Annotated in this window: 12 protein-coding genes and 1 pseudogene; 7 read left to right on the forward strand and 6 right to left on the reverse strand. The window is 74.0% G+C overall.

What is annotated here, in order from left to right:
• Positions 1-15: 15 nt before the first annotated feature.
• Positions 16-255: a 30S ribosomal protein S18 gene (gene rpsR / locus ACWENR_RS06220; RefSeq protein ID WP_007073789.1), complete on the forward strand. Its 240-nt coding sequence runs from the start codon at positions 16-18 to the stop codon at positions 253-255.
• A gap of 14 nt (positions 256-269) precedes the next feature.
• Positions 270-716: a 50S ribosomal protein L9 gene (rplI, locus tag ACWENR_RS06225; protein WP_452275978.1), complete on the forward strand. Its 447-nt coding sequence runs from the start codon at positions 270-272 to the stop codon at positions 714-716.
• Positions 717-921: 205 nt separating this feature from the next.
• Here the strand turns inward: rplI and ACWENR_RS06230 are convergent, their stop codons facing one another.
• Positions 922-2,415 carry a hypothetical protein gene (locus ACWENR_RS06230; RefSeq protein ID WP_452275979.1) on the reverse strand — a complete coding sequence of 498 codons (1,494 nt, stop codon included), beginning with the start codon at positions 2,413-2,415 and terminating at the stop codon, positions 922-924.
• Positions 2,416-2,793: 378 nt separating this feature from the next.
• Here ACWENR_RS06230 and dnaB point away from each other — a divergent pair, with 378 nt between their 5' ends.
• Complete coding sequence (gene dnaB / locus ACWENR_RS06235; protein ID WP_452275980.1) at positions 2,794-5,382, forward strand: replicative DNA helicase; 2,589 nt, start codon at positions 2,794-2,796, stop codon at positions 5,380-5,382.
• 17 nt (positions 5,383-5,399) lie between these two features.
• On the forward strand, positions 5,400-6,320 hold the full coding sequence (locus tag ACWENR_RS06240; protein WP_452275981.1) for a hypothetical protein: 921 nt from the start codon (positions 5,400-5,402) through the stop codon (positions 6,318-6,320).
• A 33-nt stretch (positions 6,321-6,353) separates the two neighbouring features.
• Here the strand turns inward: ACWENR_RS06240 and ACWENR_RS06245 are convergent, their stop codons facing one another.
• From ACWENR_RS06245 to ACWENR_RS06265, 5 genes and pseudogenes are all read right to left on the reverse strand, one after another.
• Positions 6,354-7,037 carry a maleylpyruvate isomerase N-terminal domain-containing protein gene (locus ACWENR_RS06245; protein WP_452275982.1) on the reverse strand — a complete coding sequence of 228 codons (684 nt, stop codon included), beginning with the start codon at positions 7,035-7,037 and terminating at the stop codon, positions 6,354-6,356.
• Between the two features lie 251 nt (positions 7,038-7,288).
• Entirely contained in the window at positions 7,289-7,717 is a 429-nt protein-coding gene (locus ACWENR_RS06250) for a TFIIB-type zinc ribbon-containing protein (RefSeq protein WP_452275983.1), read from the reverse strand.
• Positions 7,718-7,739: 22 nt separating this feature from the next.
• Positions 7,740-8,372, reverse strand: a complete 633-nt coding sequence (locus ACWENR_RS06255) for a phosphoribosyltransferase (RefSeq protein WP_452275984.1) — start codon at positions 8,370-8,372, stop codon at positions 7,740-7,742.
• Positions 8,369-9,689: pseudogene (locus tag ACWENR_RS06260) on the reverse strand (glycosyltransferase 87 family protein). The gene ACWENR_RS06255 and the pseudogene ACWENR_RS06260 overlap by 4 nt, the downstream one beginning before the upstream one ends.
• Before the next feature lie 75 nt (positions 9,690-9,764).
• Positions 9,765-12,284 (reverse strand): putative bifunctional diguanylate cyclase/phosphodiesterase, encoded by a 2,520-nt coding sequence (locus ACWENR_RS06265; RefSeq protein ID WP_452275985.1) that lies wholly within the window; start codon positions 12,282-12,284, stop codon positions 9,765-9,767.
• A gap of 791 nt (positions 12,285-13,075) precedes the next feature.
• On the opposite strand from ACWENR_RS06265, the gene moaC reads away from it, so the two are divergent.
• The 3 genes from moaC to ACWENR_RS06280 are packed head-to-tail and all read left to right on the forward strand — an operon-like array spanning position 13,076 to position 15,330.
• Positions 13,076-13,567, forward strand: coding sequence for a cyclic pyranopterin monophosphate synthase MoaC (moaC, locus tag ACWENR_RS06270; protein WP_452275986.1), 492 nt, complete (start codon positions 13,076-13,078; stop codon positions 13,565-13,567).
• Positions 13,564-14,034: a MogA/MoaB family molybdenum cofactor biosynthesis protein gene (locus ACWENR_RS06275; protein WP_452275987.1), complete on the forward strand. Its 471-nt coding sequence runs from the start codon at positions 13,564-13,566 to the stop codon at positions 14,032-14,034. Before moaC ends, ACWENR_RS06275 begins: the two co-directional genes overlap by 4 nt.
• A gap of 36 nt (positions 14,035-14,070) precedes the next feature.
• On the forward strand, positions 14,071-15,330 hold the full coding sequence (locus ACWENR_RS06280) for a molybdopterin molybdotransferase MoeA (RefSeq protein ID WP_452275988.1): 1,260 nt from the start codon (positions 14,071-14,073) through the stop codon (positions 15,328-15,330).
• The last annotated feature ends 39 nt before the right edge of the window (positions 15,331-15,369 follow it).

Here is a 15,369-nt window from a genome sequence, read left to right on the forward strand (position 1 = left end):
CCAGGAGCACGAGCAATGGCCAAGGCCGCTGCACTTCGCAAGCCGAAGAAGAAGGTGAACCCGCTCGACAAGGACGGGATCACCTACATCGATTACAAGGACACCGCGCTGCTGCGCAAGTTCATCTCCGACCGCGGCAAGATCCGCGCTCGGCGGGTGACCGGCGTGACCTCGCAGCAGCAGCGGCAGATCGCCCGTGCGGTCAAGAACGCCCGTGAGATGGCGCTCCTGCCGTACACCGCCACGGCCCGCTGAGAGGAGGCACCGATATGAAGATCATCCTGACTCAGGAGGTGTCCGGCCTCGGTGCCCCGGGCGACATCGTCGAGGTCAAGAACGGCTACGGCCGTAACTACCTGCTGCCGCAGGGCTTCGCGATCGCCTGGACCAAGGGTGCGGAGAAGCAGGTCACGGTCATCAAGCGGGCCCGCTCGGCCCGTGAGATCCGCGACCTCGGCCACGCCAACGAGGTCAAGACCCAGCTCGAGGGCCTCAAGGTCAGCCTGAAGGCCCGCGCCGGTGACGGTGGCCGGCTCTTCGGCTCGGTCACCCCGGCCGAGATCGTCGACGCCGTCAAGGCCGCCGGCGGCCCGGTCCTCGACCGTCGCCGGCTGGAGCTGCCCGGTCACATCAAGTCGACCGGCTCCTACCCGGTGCGGATCAAGCTGCACCCCGAGGTGACCGCCAAGTTCGACCTCAGCGTCGTCCAGGGCTGACACCTCACAAGCACCACGACAGGGCCCGCACCCACCGGTGCGGGCCCTGTTCTTCTACCCGGCGACCCGCCGCGCCCGGCCGGGCTGGTCGGTCCCGACGACCGTCGGGCACATCGAGGTCGCGCCCGACGCCTCGCCGACGCCACCGCGCCAGCCGGCCTGCCGCCCGGTCGCCACGCTGGCCGTCGACAGATCGACGGCCGCGTCAGCCGATCGGCTGCCCGGTCACCACGCTGATCATGACCGTCGACAGGCCGCCGCCGACCACCGCCGAGGCCAGCGCCACCGTGGCCGGCCGCCAGGTCGTTCCGACCCGACGCAGCAGCATCGCCACCACCAGGCTGCCGGCCAGGGCCAGCCCGAAACGCGGCAGGCCCGACGCCAGAGAGCCCAGCGCCCGCGACCGCGGCGAGTCGCAGCCCTCGCCGTTGATGTCGGTCACGCAACCCTCCGGCACCTGCCCGTCGAGGGTCAGCAGCCAGAAGAAGATCAGCGCGGCGGGCACGAGGTAGCAGGCGACGGTGTAGAGCAGCGGCCACCACGGCCCGCCCGGATCGGGGTCGAGCAGGTCGTCCTCGATGCGCCGCGCCAGGCCTCCCGCCCCGGCGGCCTCGCTCCGGCGGCGTACGGGTGCCGTCGGCGCACCCCGCGACGGACCGACCGGCTCGCCCGCCTGCCGGCGCGGCGTCGTGCGCGGTCGCGGCGCGGTGTAGGAGACCGCCGGCGACCGAGGGGCCGACGCCGGCGGATCCATCCACCGTGGGTCGTCGCCCGCCAACCGGGTGCCCGACCAGAAATCCCCGTCGCGGTCGTCCCGTCCCGGCCGGGGCCACCCCTCGGCGGCACCGCCGCCGGATCGCGGCGCGTCCGCCTGCTCCCAGCCGTCGCCGTCGGCGTGCCTCTCCCACTGGCCCGTGCCGTCCGGCTGCTGCCACCAGCCGGACGCGTCGGTCCGGTCCCACCGGCCGGCGTCGCCCTGGCGGCCCCACCGGTCGGCCTCGCCGGCCGGTCGCCACGCGTGCACGCCGGACGCGTCCCACGCGTCGAACTCCGGGCGGTCGGCGGGCTCGGCCCGCCGCGACGACCCGCCCCAGGGGTCGACCGCCGGTCCGTCCTCGACCGCCCGCCGGCCGGGCCGCTCGCGCCCCCAGGCCGGCGGCGCCCCGGCCTCGTCGCCCGGCTCCTTCAGACCAGACCAGACGACCTGCGGACGATCGTACGGAGAGCGCCTCGGCCGCGGCGCGCCGGAAACCGGGTCGTCCTCGGCGCGGCGACGCCCCGAGTAGCCACCCTCCTGCGGCCGGTCGAACGTCCACTCCCCGGTGTGGTCCGACTCCGGAACCGCCAGGGTTTCGCGCCGGGTCGTCCCGCTCGCCCGCCGCCAACCGCGCGCGGTGCCCGTGGCCCGTTCCCCGCCGGACCGGGAGCCGTCGGTGTCGTCCTCGTCGTCGGGCGCGGCGTGCCGGCCGCCGCCGTCCGGGCTGCGTACGCCGGACTCCAGTGCCCAGCGCGGCAGGTAGGGGTCGACGGGCTCCCGCTGGCCGCGCTCGGCGGCGCGACGGCGGCTCGGCGTGCGGAACCGCCCGGCGTCGTGCTCGTGGGAGTCGACGCGCGACTGGTCGGCGGGAACGTCCCAGGGAACGACCGGCTGTCGCTCGCGCGGACCATCCTCTCCGCGTGCCCAGTCCCGGTAGCTCACGGCGGGAGCGTGACCCTTCTCAACCGATGGCGCAATCCGCTGTCCAGGTGTAGCCGTTCGCTGGAGATAGTACGGGACGTTCGACCGGCCAGTTCGACCGAAAACTTGTCCTCCACAGGCTGGGGATTGCGTTTCCGCAGCTCAGGGGCGTGCGAGGCGGAATTCCCCAGCGGTTGTCCACAGGCTGTGCACACCCTGCGCACATGCTTGTCCACCGGCGTCCACAGGTTGTCCCGAGGCTCGTCCACCGCCGTGGTTGAGGGTCTGACCTCGGGTTCCGTAAGGTGGGCCCCCGACCGGCCGTGCGATGACCCCCGATCGACCGGCAGGTCGAGGTTGTCGTACCCCGGCGGTAGAGCTGGATTTGGATCCGACGCAGTGGAGGGGGGACCGGTGTCGGTCACCGACGACATGCGGGCGGACCCGCGCTCCGGCGGCGGCCAGGCGTCCCCGCCGCCGCAGCGGGACGGCCAGTTCGACAAGACCCCACCCCAGGACGTCGCCGCCGAGCAGTGCGTCCTCGGCGGCATGCTCCTCTCCAAGGACGCCATCGCCGACGTCGTCGAGATCCTCAAGACCAACGACTTCTACCGGCCGATCCACGCCACCATCTTCGACACCATTCTGGAGATCTACGGGCGAGGTGAGCCGGCCGACTCGATCACCGTGGCCGCCGCCCTGGCCGACTCCGGCGACCTGGTCCGGATCGGCGGCGCCCCCTATCTGCACACGCTGATCGCCAGCGTGCCGACCGCGGCGAACGCCGCCTACTACGCGCGGATCGTCAGCGAGCGGGCCGTCCTGCGACGGCTGGTCGAGGCCGGCACCAAGATCGTGCAACTGGGCTACGGCACCGCTCAGGGCGGCAGCCGCGACGTCGACGACATCGTCGACCTCGCCCAGCAGGCGGTCTACGACGTCACGGAGCGCCGCGTCAGCGAGGACTTCGCCGTGCTCGCCGACATGCTCCAGCCGACGCTCGACGAGATCGAGGCGGTGGGCGCCCAGGGCGGCATGATGACCGGCGTCCCCACCGGCTTCACCGACCTGGACCGGCTGCTCAACGGCCTGCACGCGGGGCAGCTCATCATCGTGGCCGGACGGCCCGGTCTGGGTAAGGCGCTCGCGTTGGACACCCCGCTCCCCACGCCCACGGGCTGGACCACCATGGGGGAGGTCAAGGTCGGCGACGAGCTGCTGGGCGCCGACGGCCTGCCCACCAGGGTCACCGCCGCGTTCGAGGTGCGGCACGACCGGCCGTGCTACGAGGTCGAGTTCTCCGACGGTTCGGTGATCGTCGCCGACGGTGAACACCTGTGGAAGACCACGACGCGGGCAGGTCGCCGCGCCGCCCCTGCCCGCCGGCGCGACCACTGGCCCGCCGAGGCCGTCGAACGCCTGCGGCAGGCGGCCCCCGGCGACGACGTCACGATCGCGGAACAGGTCGTGCTCGGTCCGGACTTCACGCACGCCGCCCACCGGGTGGCCCACGGTGTCGCCGACGACTCGCCCGTCGTCGTCCGCAGGCGCCCGCGTCTGCGCCCGGCCAGGGCCTATCCGGCCCGCCGCCGCCACCGCCGCCTGCCGGCCCGTGTCGAGCAGCGGTCGGGCAGCCTGACGGGTACGGAGTCGCCGGGCGTGGTGACGACGGAGCAGATCCGGGCGACCCTGCGTACGGACACGGCTGACCGGCGGCTGAACCACGCGGTCGAGAACGCCGCCGCACTCCGCCTCCCGGAGCGGGATCTCCCGCTCGCGCCGTACCCGCTCGGGGTGTGGCTCGCCGGCGGCCACCCGGTGGAGGAAAGGATCCTGCGCGCGGCGGGAGTCCTGGACGACAGGCACATCCCCGGGGCCTACCTGCGGGCCTCGGAGGCGCAGCGGCGAGCGCTGCTGGCCGGGCTGCTCGACACCGGCGGCACGGTGACCGTCAGCGGGACCGTGCGGTTCACCACGACCACACCCCGCCTCGCCGAAGACGTGCACGAGCTGATCGTCAGCCTCGGATACGGCTGCTCGGTTGCGCGGAGGACCGTCGAGGGGCGTACCGCGGAGGGCCCGACGGACTTCGACCTGAGCTTCACGGCCGGGGACGAGGTCTTCCGCCTGCCGCGCAAGCGGGAGGCGCACCGCCTGCGGCGCCGGAGCGAGCGCAACTCCCGGGTCGACAGCCGCTTCATCGTCGACGTCCGGCCGGTTGCGAGCGTGCCCGTCCGGTGCGTCACGGTGGACAATTCCGACCACCTCTTCCTCGCGGGTCGGGCGATGATCCCGACCCACAACAGCACGGCGAGCATGGACTTCGCGCGCAACGCCGCGATCAGGGCCAACCAGGCGTCGGCCATCTTCTCGCTGGAAATGAGCAAGGTCGAGATCGTCATGCGGCTGCTGTCGGCCGAGGCGCGCGTGCCGCTGCACGTCCTGCGCAGCGGCCAGCTCTCCGACGACGACTGGACCAAGCTCGCGCGCTGCATGGGCGAGATCAGCGAGGCGCCGCTCTTCGTCGACGACACGCCGAGCATGAACCTGATGGAGATCCGGGCCAAGGCGCGCCGGCTCAAGCAGCGGCACGACCTCAAGCTGATCGTGGTCGACTACCTCCAGCTGATGACCTCCCCGAAGCGCACCGAGAGCCGGCAGCAGGAGGTCGCGGACCTGTCCCGTGGCCTGAAGCTGCTCGCCAAGGAGGTCGAGTGCCCGGTCATCGCGGTGAGTCAGCTGAACCGTGGCCCGGAGCAGCGCACCGACAAGCGGCCCCAGTTGTCCGATTTGCGTGAAAGTGGCTCGATCGAGCAGGATGCCGACGTTGTCATCCTTTTGCACCGCGACGACTACTACGACAAGGAGTCGCCGCGGGCCGGGGAGGCGGATTTCATAATTGCCAAGCACAGAAATGGTCCGACCGACACGGTGACGGTGGCGGCGCAGCTCCACCTGTCGCGCTTCGTGGACATGGCCATCGTGTGAGGCAGACAGGGGCTCGGATGACGGAGGCCGCAAGGGCCGACGCCATTGCGCGCGCGCTCGCCGGCGAGAGTCTCAGCAGCATTGCCCACTCGAGCGGCGTGTCCCGGCAGGCGATTCGTGGCCTGCTGCGGCGTCGAGGGATACCGGCGAGAGTCGTCGGCAAGCTGACCGAGGACCAACGCTCCGAGGTTCTCCAGCGCTACCAGGCGGGAGCGTCGCTAGGGCAACTGGCTACGGCGTACGGCATCACCGAGCCTGCCGTTCGCGGCCTCATCACCCGGCGGGGTGTGCCTCTTCGGCGTGTCGTTCACACCCTCCGGCATGAGGCATTCGACGAGTTGACCTCCGATGCCTGTTACTGGATCGGCTTCCTGTTCGCCGACGGGTCGATCAGTTACCGGCCGAAGCACATCCCGCAGATCTCTGTGGGGCTCGCGGAACGCGATCGAGCGCACTTGGCCAAGCTCCGTACCTTCCTCGGTTCCACGAGCGCCATCTCGGCGCCCAATCCGACCCATCACTCGTGCCAGTTCTCGGTCCGTTCCCACCAGTTGGCCGACCGGCTCGTCGCGTTGGGGCGGTACCAGGGGCCGACCGACGCTCGGTTGGTGGAGTCGCGTGACTTCTGGCGGGGTGTGGTCGACGGGGACGGGTCGATGGGCCTCTACCGCCGTTCGCGATCTGCTCCGGCCACCATGCCTCAGTTTCGATTGGTGGGCCGACAGCATGTGCTCGAGGAGTTCCTCGGCTTTCTGGGGACCCAGGGGACGAGCGGTCTGTCGGTACGACCGCACAAGTCGATACACACCGTGGGGACCACGTGCGGCCCGGCGGAGAGGATCGTCACGCTGCTCTACTCCGGTGCCACCACCGCACTCGCACGCAAGGCGGAGATGGCCGAGCGGATAATGGCGGCAGCTGCCAGCTCGGAGCGGTGAAGCTGAACGGCCGCCCAGCAATACCGGAACCGGTCAGCCCAGCAGGGGGAACCAGCCGGCGACCTCGCCGAGTTCGAGCTTGTCGTGGTCGGTGAGCGGCACCCGACCGGTGGCCTTGAGCAGGTGTTCCGCGTCGCTCCACGCGGCCGGGCGGACGGCGTCGTCGCTGAGCAGGCCGTCCATGGTGGCCACCGCGACCCGCGTGGCGAGCACCCCGGGCAGGGGCGCGTCGGGCAGGTCGAGGACCAGGTCCAGGTGGTGCACGACGGCCTCGGTGGTCAGCGTGGCGAGCAGGTCCGGCACCCGCAGCACGTGCCCCTGGGTGGTCACGCAGCCGTCCGGGTCGGCGCGGCCCGCGGCGCGTACGGCGGCGGGGGCGGTGTCGGTCCAGAGCCGGACGATCCCGCTCGGCCGGTCGAAGGCGGCGGCGGAGCGGCGGGCCCACCAGGCATGCCGGGCGCTCTCACCATCCTGGCCGTCGGGCGGAAACGCCCGCCAGTAGCTCACGTCGTCCACGTCGGGCGGACCCTCGGCGGGGCTGGCGAGCGCGACCAGCGCCCGCTGGGCGTCGCAGACCAGGTGGAAGAGCAGGTCGGCGACGAGCCAGCCCCGACATCGGGTGGGCCGTTGCAGGTCGGCGTCGTCGAGGTCGGCGACGACCCGGGTGATGCCGCCGTACGCCTGCGCCAGCGCGAGGTGCCGCCCGTGGTGCGTCATGGGTTGCAGCGTCGCACGGCCGCCGCGAGCCGGCACGGCGGAGCGGGGGCGCGGCGGAGAGGGGGCGCCGATGGAGCGGTGAAGCCGATGAGGCGGCGGCACCGGCCGAGCGGGGGCGCGGCGGAGCGGTAACGCCGATGGAGCGGTGAAGCCGATGAGGCGGCGGCACCGGCGGAGCGGGGGCGCTGCGGGGCGGACGCGGCCACAGGTGACCGGGCCGGTCGAGGCGCCGGCCCGGTCGACGGAGTGGCTCAGCCGAACATCTCGTCCAGGAAGCTCTTGTGCTTCTTGCGCTTGTAGTGCCCGTGGTAGCCGTGGTGCTGCTGACCGTGCCCGTACGCGGGGGCCGGCGGGTAGCCGTGCGCCGGGGGCGGGGGCGGGGGCGGGGGGACGGCGCCGTAGCCCGGCTGGTGCGGGGCGGGGGCGGGCGGCGGGGGCGGCGGGGGCGCGTAGCCGCCCTGCTGGTGGCCGGGCTGACCGGTGTAGCCGCCCTGCTGGTGGGTGGGCTGCGCCGGGGCGCCGCCCTGCTGACGGTTCCAGTTGGCCTCGGCCTCGAACAGCTTCTCCAGCTCGCCGCGGTCGAGGAAGATTCCCCGGCACTCGCCGCACTGGTCGATGACGACGCCGCTGCGCTCGTACTGGCGCATTTCTCCGTGACACTTGGGACAGGTCAGGCTCATCCCCCGACGGTACCCGCTCCGGTCACGCGGTCGCTGTCAGCGCTTCCGTGACCTCGGAGTCGGCGACCTCGTGGAAGTCCTCGTAGTAGGCGCTCACCGCCATGAACTCCGGCGGGTGTTGCGCGCAGACGACCTGGTCGGCCTCGGCGGCCAGCATCTCGTACGCCTCCTGCGAGCCGACCGGGACGGCGACCACGACGCGGCGGGCGCCGAGGTGCCGGGCGACCTGGACGGCGGCGCGGGCGGTGGCCCCGGTGGCCAGGCCGTCGTCGACGATCACGGCGGTGCGCCCGGTCAGGTCCAGCGGTGGCCGCCCGGCCCGGTAGAGCTGCTCCCGCCGTTCCAGTTCGGCCTGCTCGCGGCGGCGCACCTCGGCGATGTCGTCGGCGTCGAGCCGGCTCGCCACGACGTCGTTGAGCACCTGCACGCCGCCCGGGCCGAGCGCGCCGAAGGCCACCTCGGGCGCCCACGGCATGCCGAGCTTCCGCACGACCAGCACGTCCAGGGGTGCGCCGAGGCGCTCGGCGACCACCCGGGCCACCGGCACGCCGCCGCGCACCAGCCCGAGCACGATGACGTCCGGTTCGCCGATGAGGGCGGTGAGCCGGTCGGCGATCGTCCGGCCCGCCTCTTCGCGGTCGCGGTAGGTGGTCATGCCTCAGGTCTACGCCGTGTCGCCGTCCTCCGCCCGCCAGTTGCCGGAACCGGGGTGCCGTAGCGCGGCGGCCCAGACCAGGAGGGCGAGCGGGTAGAGCAGGTAGCCGAAGCGGGTCGAGGGCATCAGCAGGATCGCGGCGAGCAGCCCGTACCCGCAGATCAGCGCGGCGGCGACGGCGGTGCGGGGCGGGCGGCGGGCGAGCCGGACGGCGATCGCCAGCCCGGCGGCGAGCAGCAGGGCGGCGGCGACGGCGCGGCCGGCGGGCAGCGTGGTGGCGATCAGGTGGCCGGGGAACGGCGACTGCGCCGGGCTGGTCACCAGGCCGTGGCCGAGCGGGAAGCGGAGCACGTTCTCGACCAGCGCGTCGCGGTCGACGAGCAGGGCCGGGACGAGGGCGGCGGCGGGCAGGCCGAGCGCTCCCGCCGCCACCCGCAGGCCGGCTCGGCGGGTCATGCCCCAGATGATCAGCACGAGGGCGACCGGCCACGCGAAGAGCTTCAGCGCCCCGGCCAGGCCGACGGCGATTCCGGCCCGGCCGGGCCGGTCGGCGGCGGCGAGGGCCAGCGCGAGCAGGCAGAGCGCGAGAACGGGCAGGTCGTCGCCGCCGGTGGCCAGGGTGAGCGCGCAGACCGGCAGCACGGTGGCGGCCTGTACGCCCCGGAGCACGGCGGCCCCGGCCGGGTCGCCCGCGGGCCGGCCGCCCCGCGTCAGGGCGCGGACCGCCAGGGCCAGCGCCAGCGCGGTGCCGACCGCGAACCAGACGCGGGCGTCGGTCCACCAGGCGTCGACGGCCGCCCGGGGCAGCCCGAACAGGGCCATTCCCGGCTGGTAGGGGGTGTAGCCGAGCAGTTGCTCGCCGGGCGGCAGGGCGGCGATGGCGTCGTGGCCGAGGTACGGGGTGCCGGTGTCGACCAGCCGCCGGCCGGACTCCTCGACGACCAGCACCTCCTCCTGCGCGCGGTCGGTGCGCCCGCCGGCCCGCTCGATGCTCTGCCAGGCCAGCGGCAGGAGGGTGGTGGCGAACCAGGCGAACCCGGTGACCGCCCAGCGGGCCCGCACGCCGGCCAGCGGCGATCGGGGGTCGCGCCGGCGGGCCAGGAGCTGGCCGGTCGCCGCGAGGGCGGCGACGAGGTATCCGACGGCGGCGACGCCGCCCCAGGCCCGGTGCGGGACCAGGGTGGACGTGGCGGCGGTGATCGCGGCGAACGCGGCCGAGACGGCGTACAGGCCGAGGTCGAGGGCGAGGCCGCCGGCGGCGGAGTCGAGGGCCCGCCAGCCGCGGCGGGTGGGCGGGGCGGCGGTCACGCGGGCCAGTCTGGCAGACCGGGCGCTCCCGACCTGAGCGGGGCGACGATGTCACCGAGGCGCCGGTCGCACCGTCCCGACGGGTCAGGCGGGCAGATGGCGGTCGATGCGCCCGCGCCCGCCCTGCCGGCGGCCGGGGGCGAGCCGGATCACCGCGCCGGCGTCGTGCAGCGGTGGCGCGAGCGCGCCCGGGCTGCCCCCGGAGCCGCGCCGGAACGCCGCGAGGAGCGTGCCCGCGGGCATCGGCCGGGCGAAGAGGTGGCCCTGGCCGGCGGTGCAGCCCAGCTCCCAGAGCGCCCGGCGCTGCGGCTCGCGCTCCACCCCCTCGGCGACCACGTCGAGGCCGAGGCTGCGGCCGAGGTCGAGGGTGGAGCGGATGACGGCGGCGGCCTCGGCGGAGCCCTCCATGGCGGTGACGAAGCTGCGGTCGATCTTCAGCTCGTGCACGGGGATCCGGGAGAGCAGGGACAGCGAGGAGTAGCCGGTGCCGAAGTCGTCCAGCGCCAGCCGGACGCCCTCGTCCCGGAGCCGGCTGAGCACGCGGTCGACGACGTCGAGCTGGCTGAGGGTGAGCGTCTCGGTGAGTTCCAGCACCAGCCGGTCGGGGGGCAGGTCGTGGGCCCTGAGCCGGGCCAGCACCGAACCGGGGAAGCGGGCGTCGAGCAGGCTGCGCGGCGACACGTTCACCGCCACCGGCACGTCGAAGCCGGCGTCCCGCCAGGCGCTCGCCGCGATCAGCGCCTGGTCGAGGATCGCCTCGGCGAAGGCCGGGAGCAGGCCCGAGCGTTCCACCGCCTCGAGGAAGCGCAGCGGGTCGATCACGCCGTGGACCGGGTGGCGCCAGCGGGCCAGGGCCTCCGCGCCGGTGACCAGGCCGGAGGCCAGGTCGACGATGGGCTGGAAGTTGACGGTGAACTCGTGGTCGGCGACGGCGCGGGGAAGCTCCCCGCCGAGGGTCAGCCGGCTGAGGTCGGCCGTGTCCCGCGTCGGGGCGTACGTCGAGATCCGCTGCCCGGCCCGCTTCGCCTGGTACATCGCGACGTCCGCGCGGCGCAGCAGCTCCGCCATGCCGCCGGTGGCCGGGGCCGCGGCGATCCCGCCGCTCGCCTCGACGCTGATCCGCATGCCGTCCAGGTCGAAGGGCTCGTGCAGGGCGGCGAGCAGGGTGTCCGCGCGGTGCGCGGCCACCGCCGGCGCCGGCAGACCCCGCAGGAGTACGGCGAACTCGTCGCCGCCCAGCCGGGCCACCAGGTCGCCCTCCTGGGCGGCGCCGCCCAGCCGCTCGGCGACCTGCACCAGCACCTGGTCCCCGGCAGCGTGCCCGAGGGTGTCGTTGACCTCCTTGAAGTGGTTGAGGTCGATCAGCACCAGCGCGGTCACCCCGTCGGCGTGCCGGGTGTTGAGGTGCTCGGTGCCCTGGTCGAGCAGGTGGCGGCGGTTGGCCAGCCCGGTCAGCGCGTCGTGGGTGGCGGCGTACGCGTGCTCGTCGGCGACCCGGGCCAGCTCGGCGTACGCCTGGGCGTTGCGCACCGCCGTGCACAGCGCCGAGGCGAAGGTGCGCAGCGTGTACTGCTCCCGCTCGGAGAGCCGCACCGGCCCCCGGAAGCGCAGCCGCAGCACGCCCACGTCGGCCGTCCGGTCGTGCCCCTCCAGCGCGGCCGGGACCACGGTGCCGTCGACCGTGGTGGGCTCGCCGGCCGGCCCGTCGTACGTGATGGCGCCGGCCCCGCCCCGCACGGTCCGGCCGCCGTCGCGCAGCTCGACCTCCACCTCGTCGGCGGAGAACAGCTCGGCGGCCTGGGTGACCGCCGTGGTGAGGACCTCGTCGAGGTCGACCACGTTGAGCGCGTCGGTGGTGCGGGCCAGCCGCTGCCACGCCTGCTGCTCGGTGCGGGCCTTGACCCGGTTGGAGTAGAGCAGGTGAAGGCTGAGCACGAGGGGCGGCACGGCGAGCAGGAGCCTGGGGTCGGCGCGCAGGATGAGGAGCGTGGTCACGATGAGGGCGAAGCGCGCCACCACGCTCGTCAGCCGCATCCCGAGGTCCTCCCGGAAGAGGCGGGCGAGCCCGGTGCCGGTGGCGAGCGCGATGACCGGGAGGGTGAGCAGCTCGTCGAGGACCACGGCGACCGCGTAGGCGAGCCCGATCAGCCCGACCACGTGGGTGAGCTCGGCGGGCGCCGGTGACCAGCCGGCCGCGTGGAGCGTCACCCCCGCGCCCGTTGCCAGCAGCATGCTCTTGGCTACTCCGAAGGCGACCTTCAACGGCGGGAGCTTGATGAGCACCAGGGCGATCGCGACCCCGACACCGGTGGTCAGGACGACCAGCGACGTCGGCGCGACCGCCAGACCCAGGATGATCGCCGTCTCGCTCCAGGAGACGGCGTGCACGGTCGCGCGGATCCGGATGCGCCACTTGATCGTCACGCCCAGGGCGGCCATGAAGATCAGGTTGGCGCTGAGCGCCAGGTCCTCGCCCGAGAGGTCGAGTCTCGCCAGCCTGTCCAGGGAGACGACCGCCGCGACCGTGGCCACAACGCAGACGAGGCCGACGTGCAGCGTCAGCTGCCGCTCGGCCTCTGTCTTGCCTGTGCCCGGTCGTGTCACCGCACCCCCGACTGCCGTCCGCCCTCGACGGGCAGAGGCAAAGGCTACCTACGGTCACTCGCCGACCACAATCCTCACTGCCACTCATGTGCCGACATGGCTTTGTCCCTCCTGATCCAAAAACCCGACTCGGTTACGACCACGGGCACAGCCTAGGTGCGGTTAAGGCAATTTTGGAGGGATATATGTGACTATGAGCAATGGATGAGAATCGTGAGACTTATCGTGACTTTCTGTTTCCGTTCGGGGACGGACTGCTGTACTTCTATCCGCCTGTGGTTAACACGGGATAATCGCTCAGTGTCCGCCTCCGCGCCTCGAAACCGAAGACCTGCGGGGCCGGTCACGAGTGCCTGAACGGGCCCGGCCCTGCCTCGACGCGTTCCGTGACACCGTAATTGCGCGCGTCGTCCGCCGACCCGTATCCGGTGGTGGCTCCTCATTGCCGCCGCGCCGCAGCCGCCCGACGGGGATGGGCCGGCGGCCATCGGCAGTAAGGGACCGCTCCATTCATCCGGGTCGCTCGGCATCCTCCACTTCGATAGGTCCCGGCCGTTCGTTCATATGTTCGGACGGGATCGCGGCCGGTAATGAACTGCTCGCCCGGATGCCGCCGTCCCACCCATTCTCCCGCTCGGCGGTCCGGAAGGCGTCGGCCCCCGCTCGGGAGCGGGAGAAGGCGTCAGCTCTGACCCACGGCGAGTTCGGGAGGCCGTCGGCCCTTCCGCTCGGGGGGTCCGGGAAGGAGTCGGCGGGCGACGGCCCTGCCGTACGGCGATAGGCTCGCGGCCGTGACCGATCCCGCGCAGCTCACCCACGTCGACCATGCGGGCGCGGCCCGGATGGTCGACGTCTCCGCCAAGGCGGTCACCGGCCGCCTGGCCGTCGCCGCCGGCCGGCTCCGCACCACGCCGGAGGTGATCGAGCTGCTGCGCCGCGACGGCCTGCCCAAGGGCGACGCGCTGGCGGTCGGTCGGCTCGCCGGCATCATGGGCGCGAAGCGCACCCCGGACCTGATCCCGCTCTGCCACCCCATCGCCCTGCACGGCGTCACGGTCGACCTGACGCTCACCGGCGACACCGTCGAGATCACCGCCACCGCGCGGACGGCGGACCGCACCGGCGTGGAGATGGAGGCGCTGACCGCGGTGGCCGTCGCCGGGCTGGCGCTCGTCGACATGGTGAAGGCGGTCGACCCGGCGGCGAGCGTCGACGCCGTCCGGGTGCTGCGCAAGGAGGGCGGCAAGACCGGCGAGTGGGTCCGCCCCGAGGACCGACCGTGATCCGGGCGCGGGTGGTGGTGGCGTCGAACCGCGCCGCCGCGGGGGTCTACGCCGACACCAGCGGTCCGCTGCTGGTGGCCGGGCTGCGCGAGCTCGGCTGCGAGGTGGGCGAGCCGGTGGTGGTGCCCGACGGCGATCCGGTGGGCGAGGCGCTGCGGGCGGCCCTGGCCGACGGCGTGGACGTCGTGGTGACCAGCGGCGGCACCGGGATCAGCCCCACCGACCGCACCCCCGACGTGACCCGGGCGCTGCTCGACTACGAGGTCCCCGGCATCGCCGAGGCGATCCGGGCCCACAGCCGGGACCGGGTGCCCGCCGCCGCGCTGTCCCGGGGCGTCGCGGGCGTGGCCGGCCGGACGCTGGTGGTGAACCTGCCGGGGTCGACCGGCGGCGCACGGGACGGCCTGGCCGTGCTGCGACCGATCCTCGCCCACGCCGTCGACCAGCTCCGCGGCGGCGACCACTGACCGTTCCGTCCGCGCCGCACCAGCTAGGCTCGGCCGGTGAGCACGGAAACCGCACCGGCCGCCGAACCGGTCGTCGCGCCCCCGCCGGCAGGCTGGGAGGAGGCCCGGTCCCGGGTGTACGCGGTCGGCCTGGCCGCCGCGCTCCCCGCCGTCAGCCGGCCACTCGCCGAGATCGACGGCCACACCCTCGCCGAGCCGCTGACCACGCGTACGGACCTGCCCGCCTTCCCCACCTCCAGCGTCGACGGCTGGGCGGTACGCGGCACCGGACCGTGGCGCCCGGTCGGGCGGGTCCTGGCCGGCAGCACCCCGGCGCCGATGACCGACGACGGGACGACCGTCGAGATCGCCACCGGCGCGATGGTGCCCGAGGGCGCCACCGCCGTGCTGCGCGTCGAGGAGTCCCGCCGGACGCCGGACGGCCTGGTCGAGGGCACGCCGCGGCCGGCGCCGGAGTGGCGTGAGCCCGGCGAGGAGGCGTACGCCGGGGAGGAACTGGCCCCCGCCGGCACGCCGGTGGACCCGGCGCTGATCGGCCTGGCCGCCTCGTGCGGGCACGACAGCCTGCGGGTACGGCGGCAGCCGCGCGCGGCGCTGCTGGTCTTCGGCGACGAGCTGCTGACGGCCGGCCCGCCCGCCGCCGGCCGGGTGCGGGACGCGCTCGGGCCGGCGGTGCCGGCCTGGCTGCGTCGCTACGGCTGCCAGGTGCGCCCGTCGGACGTCGTCGGGCCGGTGGCGGACACCCTCCCCGCGCACGTGGCGGCGCTGCGCGCCGCGCTGGCCACCGCCGACCTGGTCTGCACCACCGGCGGCACGATGCACGGGCCGGTCGACCACCTGCACCCCACGCTGGAGGCGCTCGGCGCCGACTACGTGGTCAACACCGTCGCGGTGCGGCCCGGCTTCCCGATGCTGCTGGCCCGGCTGGTCGACGCCGACGGGCGGGTCCGGTTCGTCGCCGGGCTGCCCGGCAACCCGCAGTCCGCCGTCGTCGCCCTGGTCTCGCTGGTCGCCCCGCTGCTCGCCGGGCTGTCGGGTCGCCCGATGCCGGTGCTGCCGCACGCCACGCTCGCCGAGCCCGTGCGCGGCCGGGGCAGCTACACGCACCTGGCGCTGGTCCGGCTGGACCGGGCCGCCGGCACCGCCCACCCGGTCCGGCACGTCGGCTCGGCGATGCTGCGCGGGCTGGCCGGCGCGGACGGGTTCGCCGTCATCCGCCCCGGCACCTCGGGCGAGCCGGGCGACCGGGTGCCGGTCGTGCCGCTGCCGCTGCTGCCCGGGGAGCGTGCCTGGTGACCGCGCCGACCGCCGACGCGTCGGGCCGGCTTCCCGACG

Source organism: Micromonospora sp. NPDC004336, assembly GCF_053602615.1.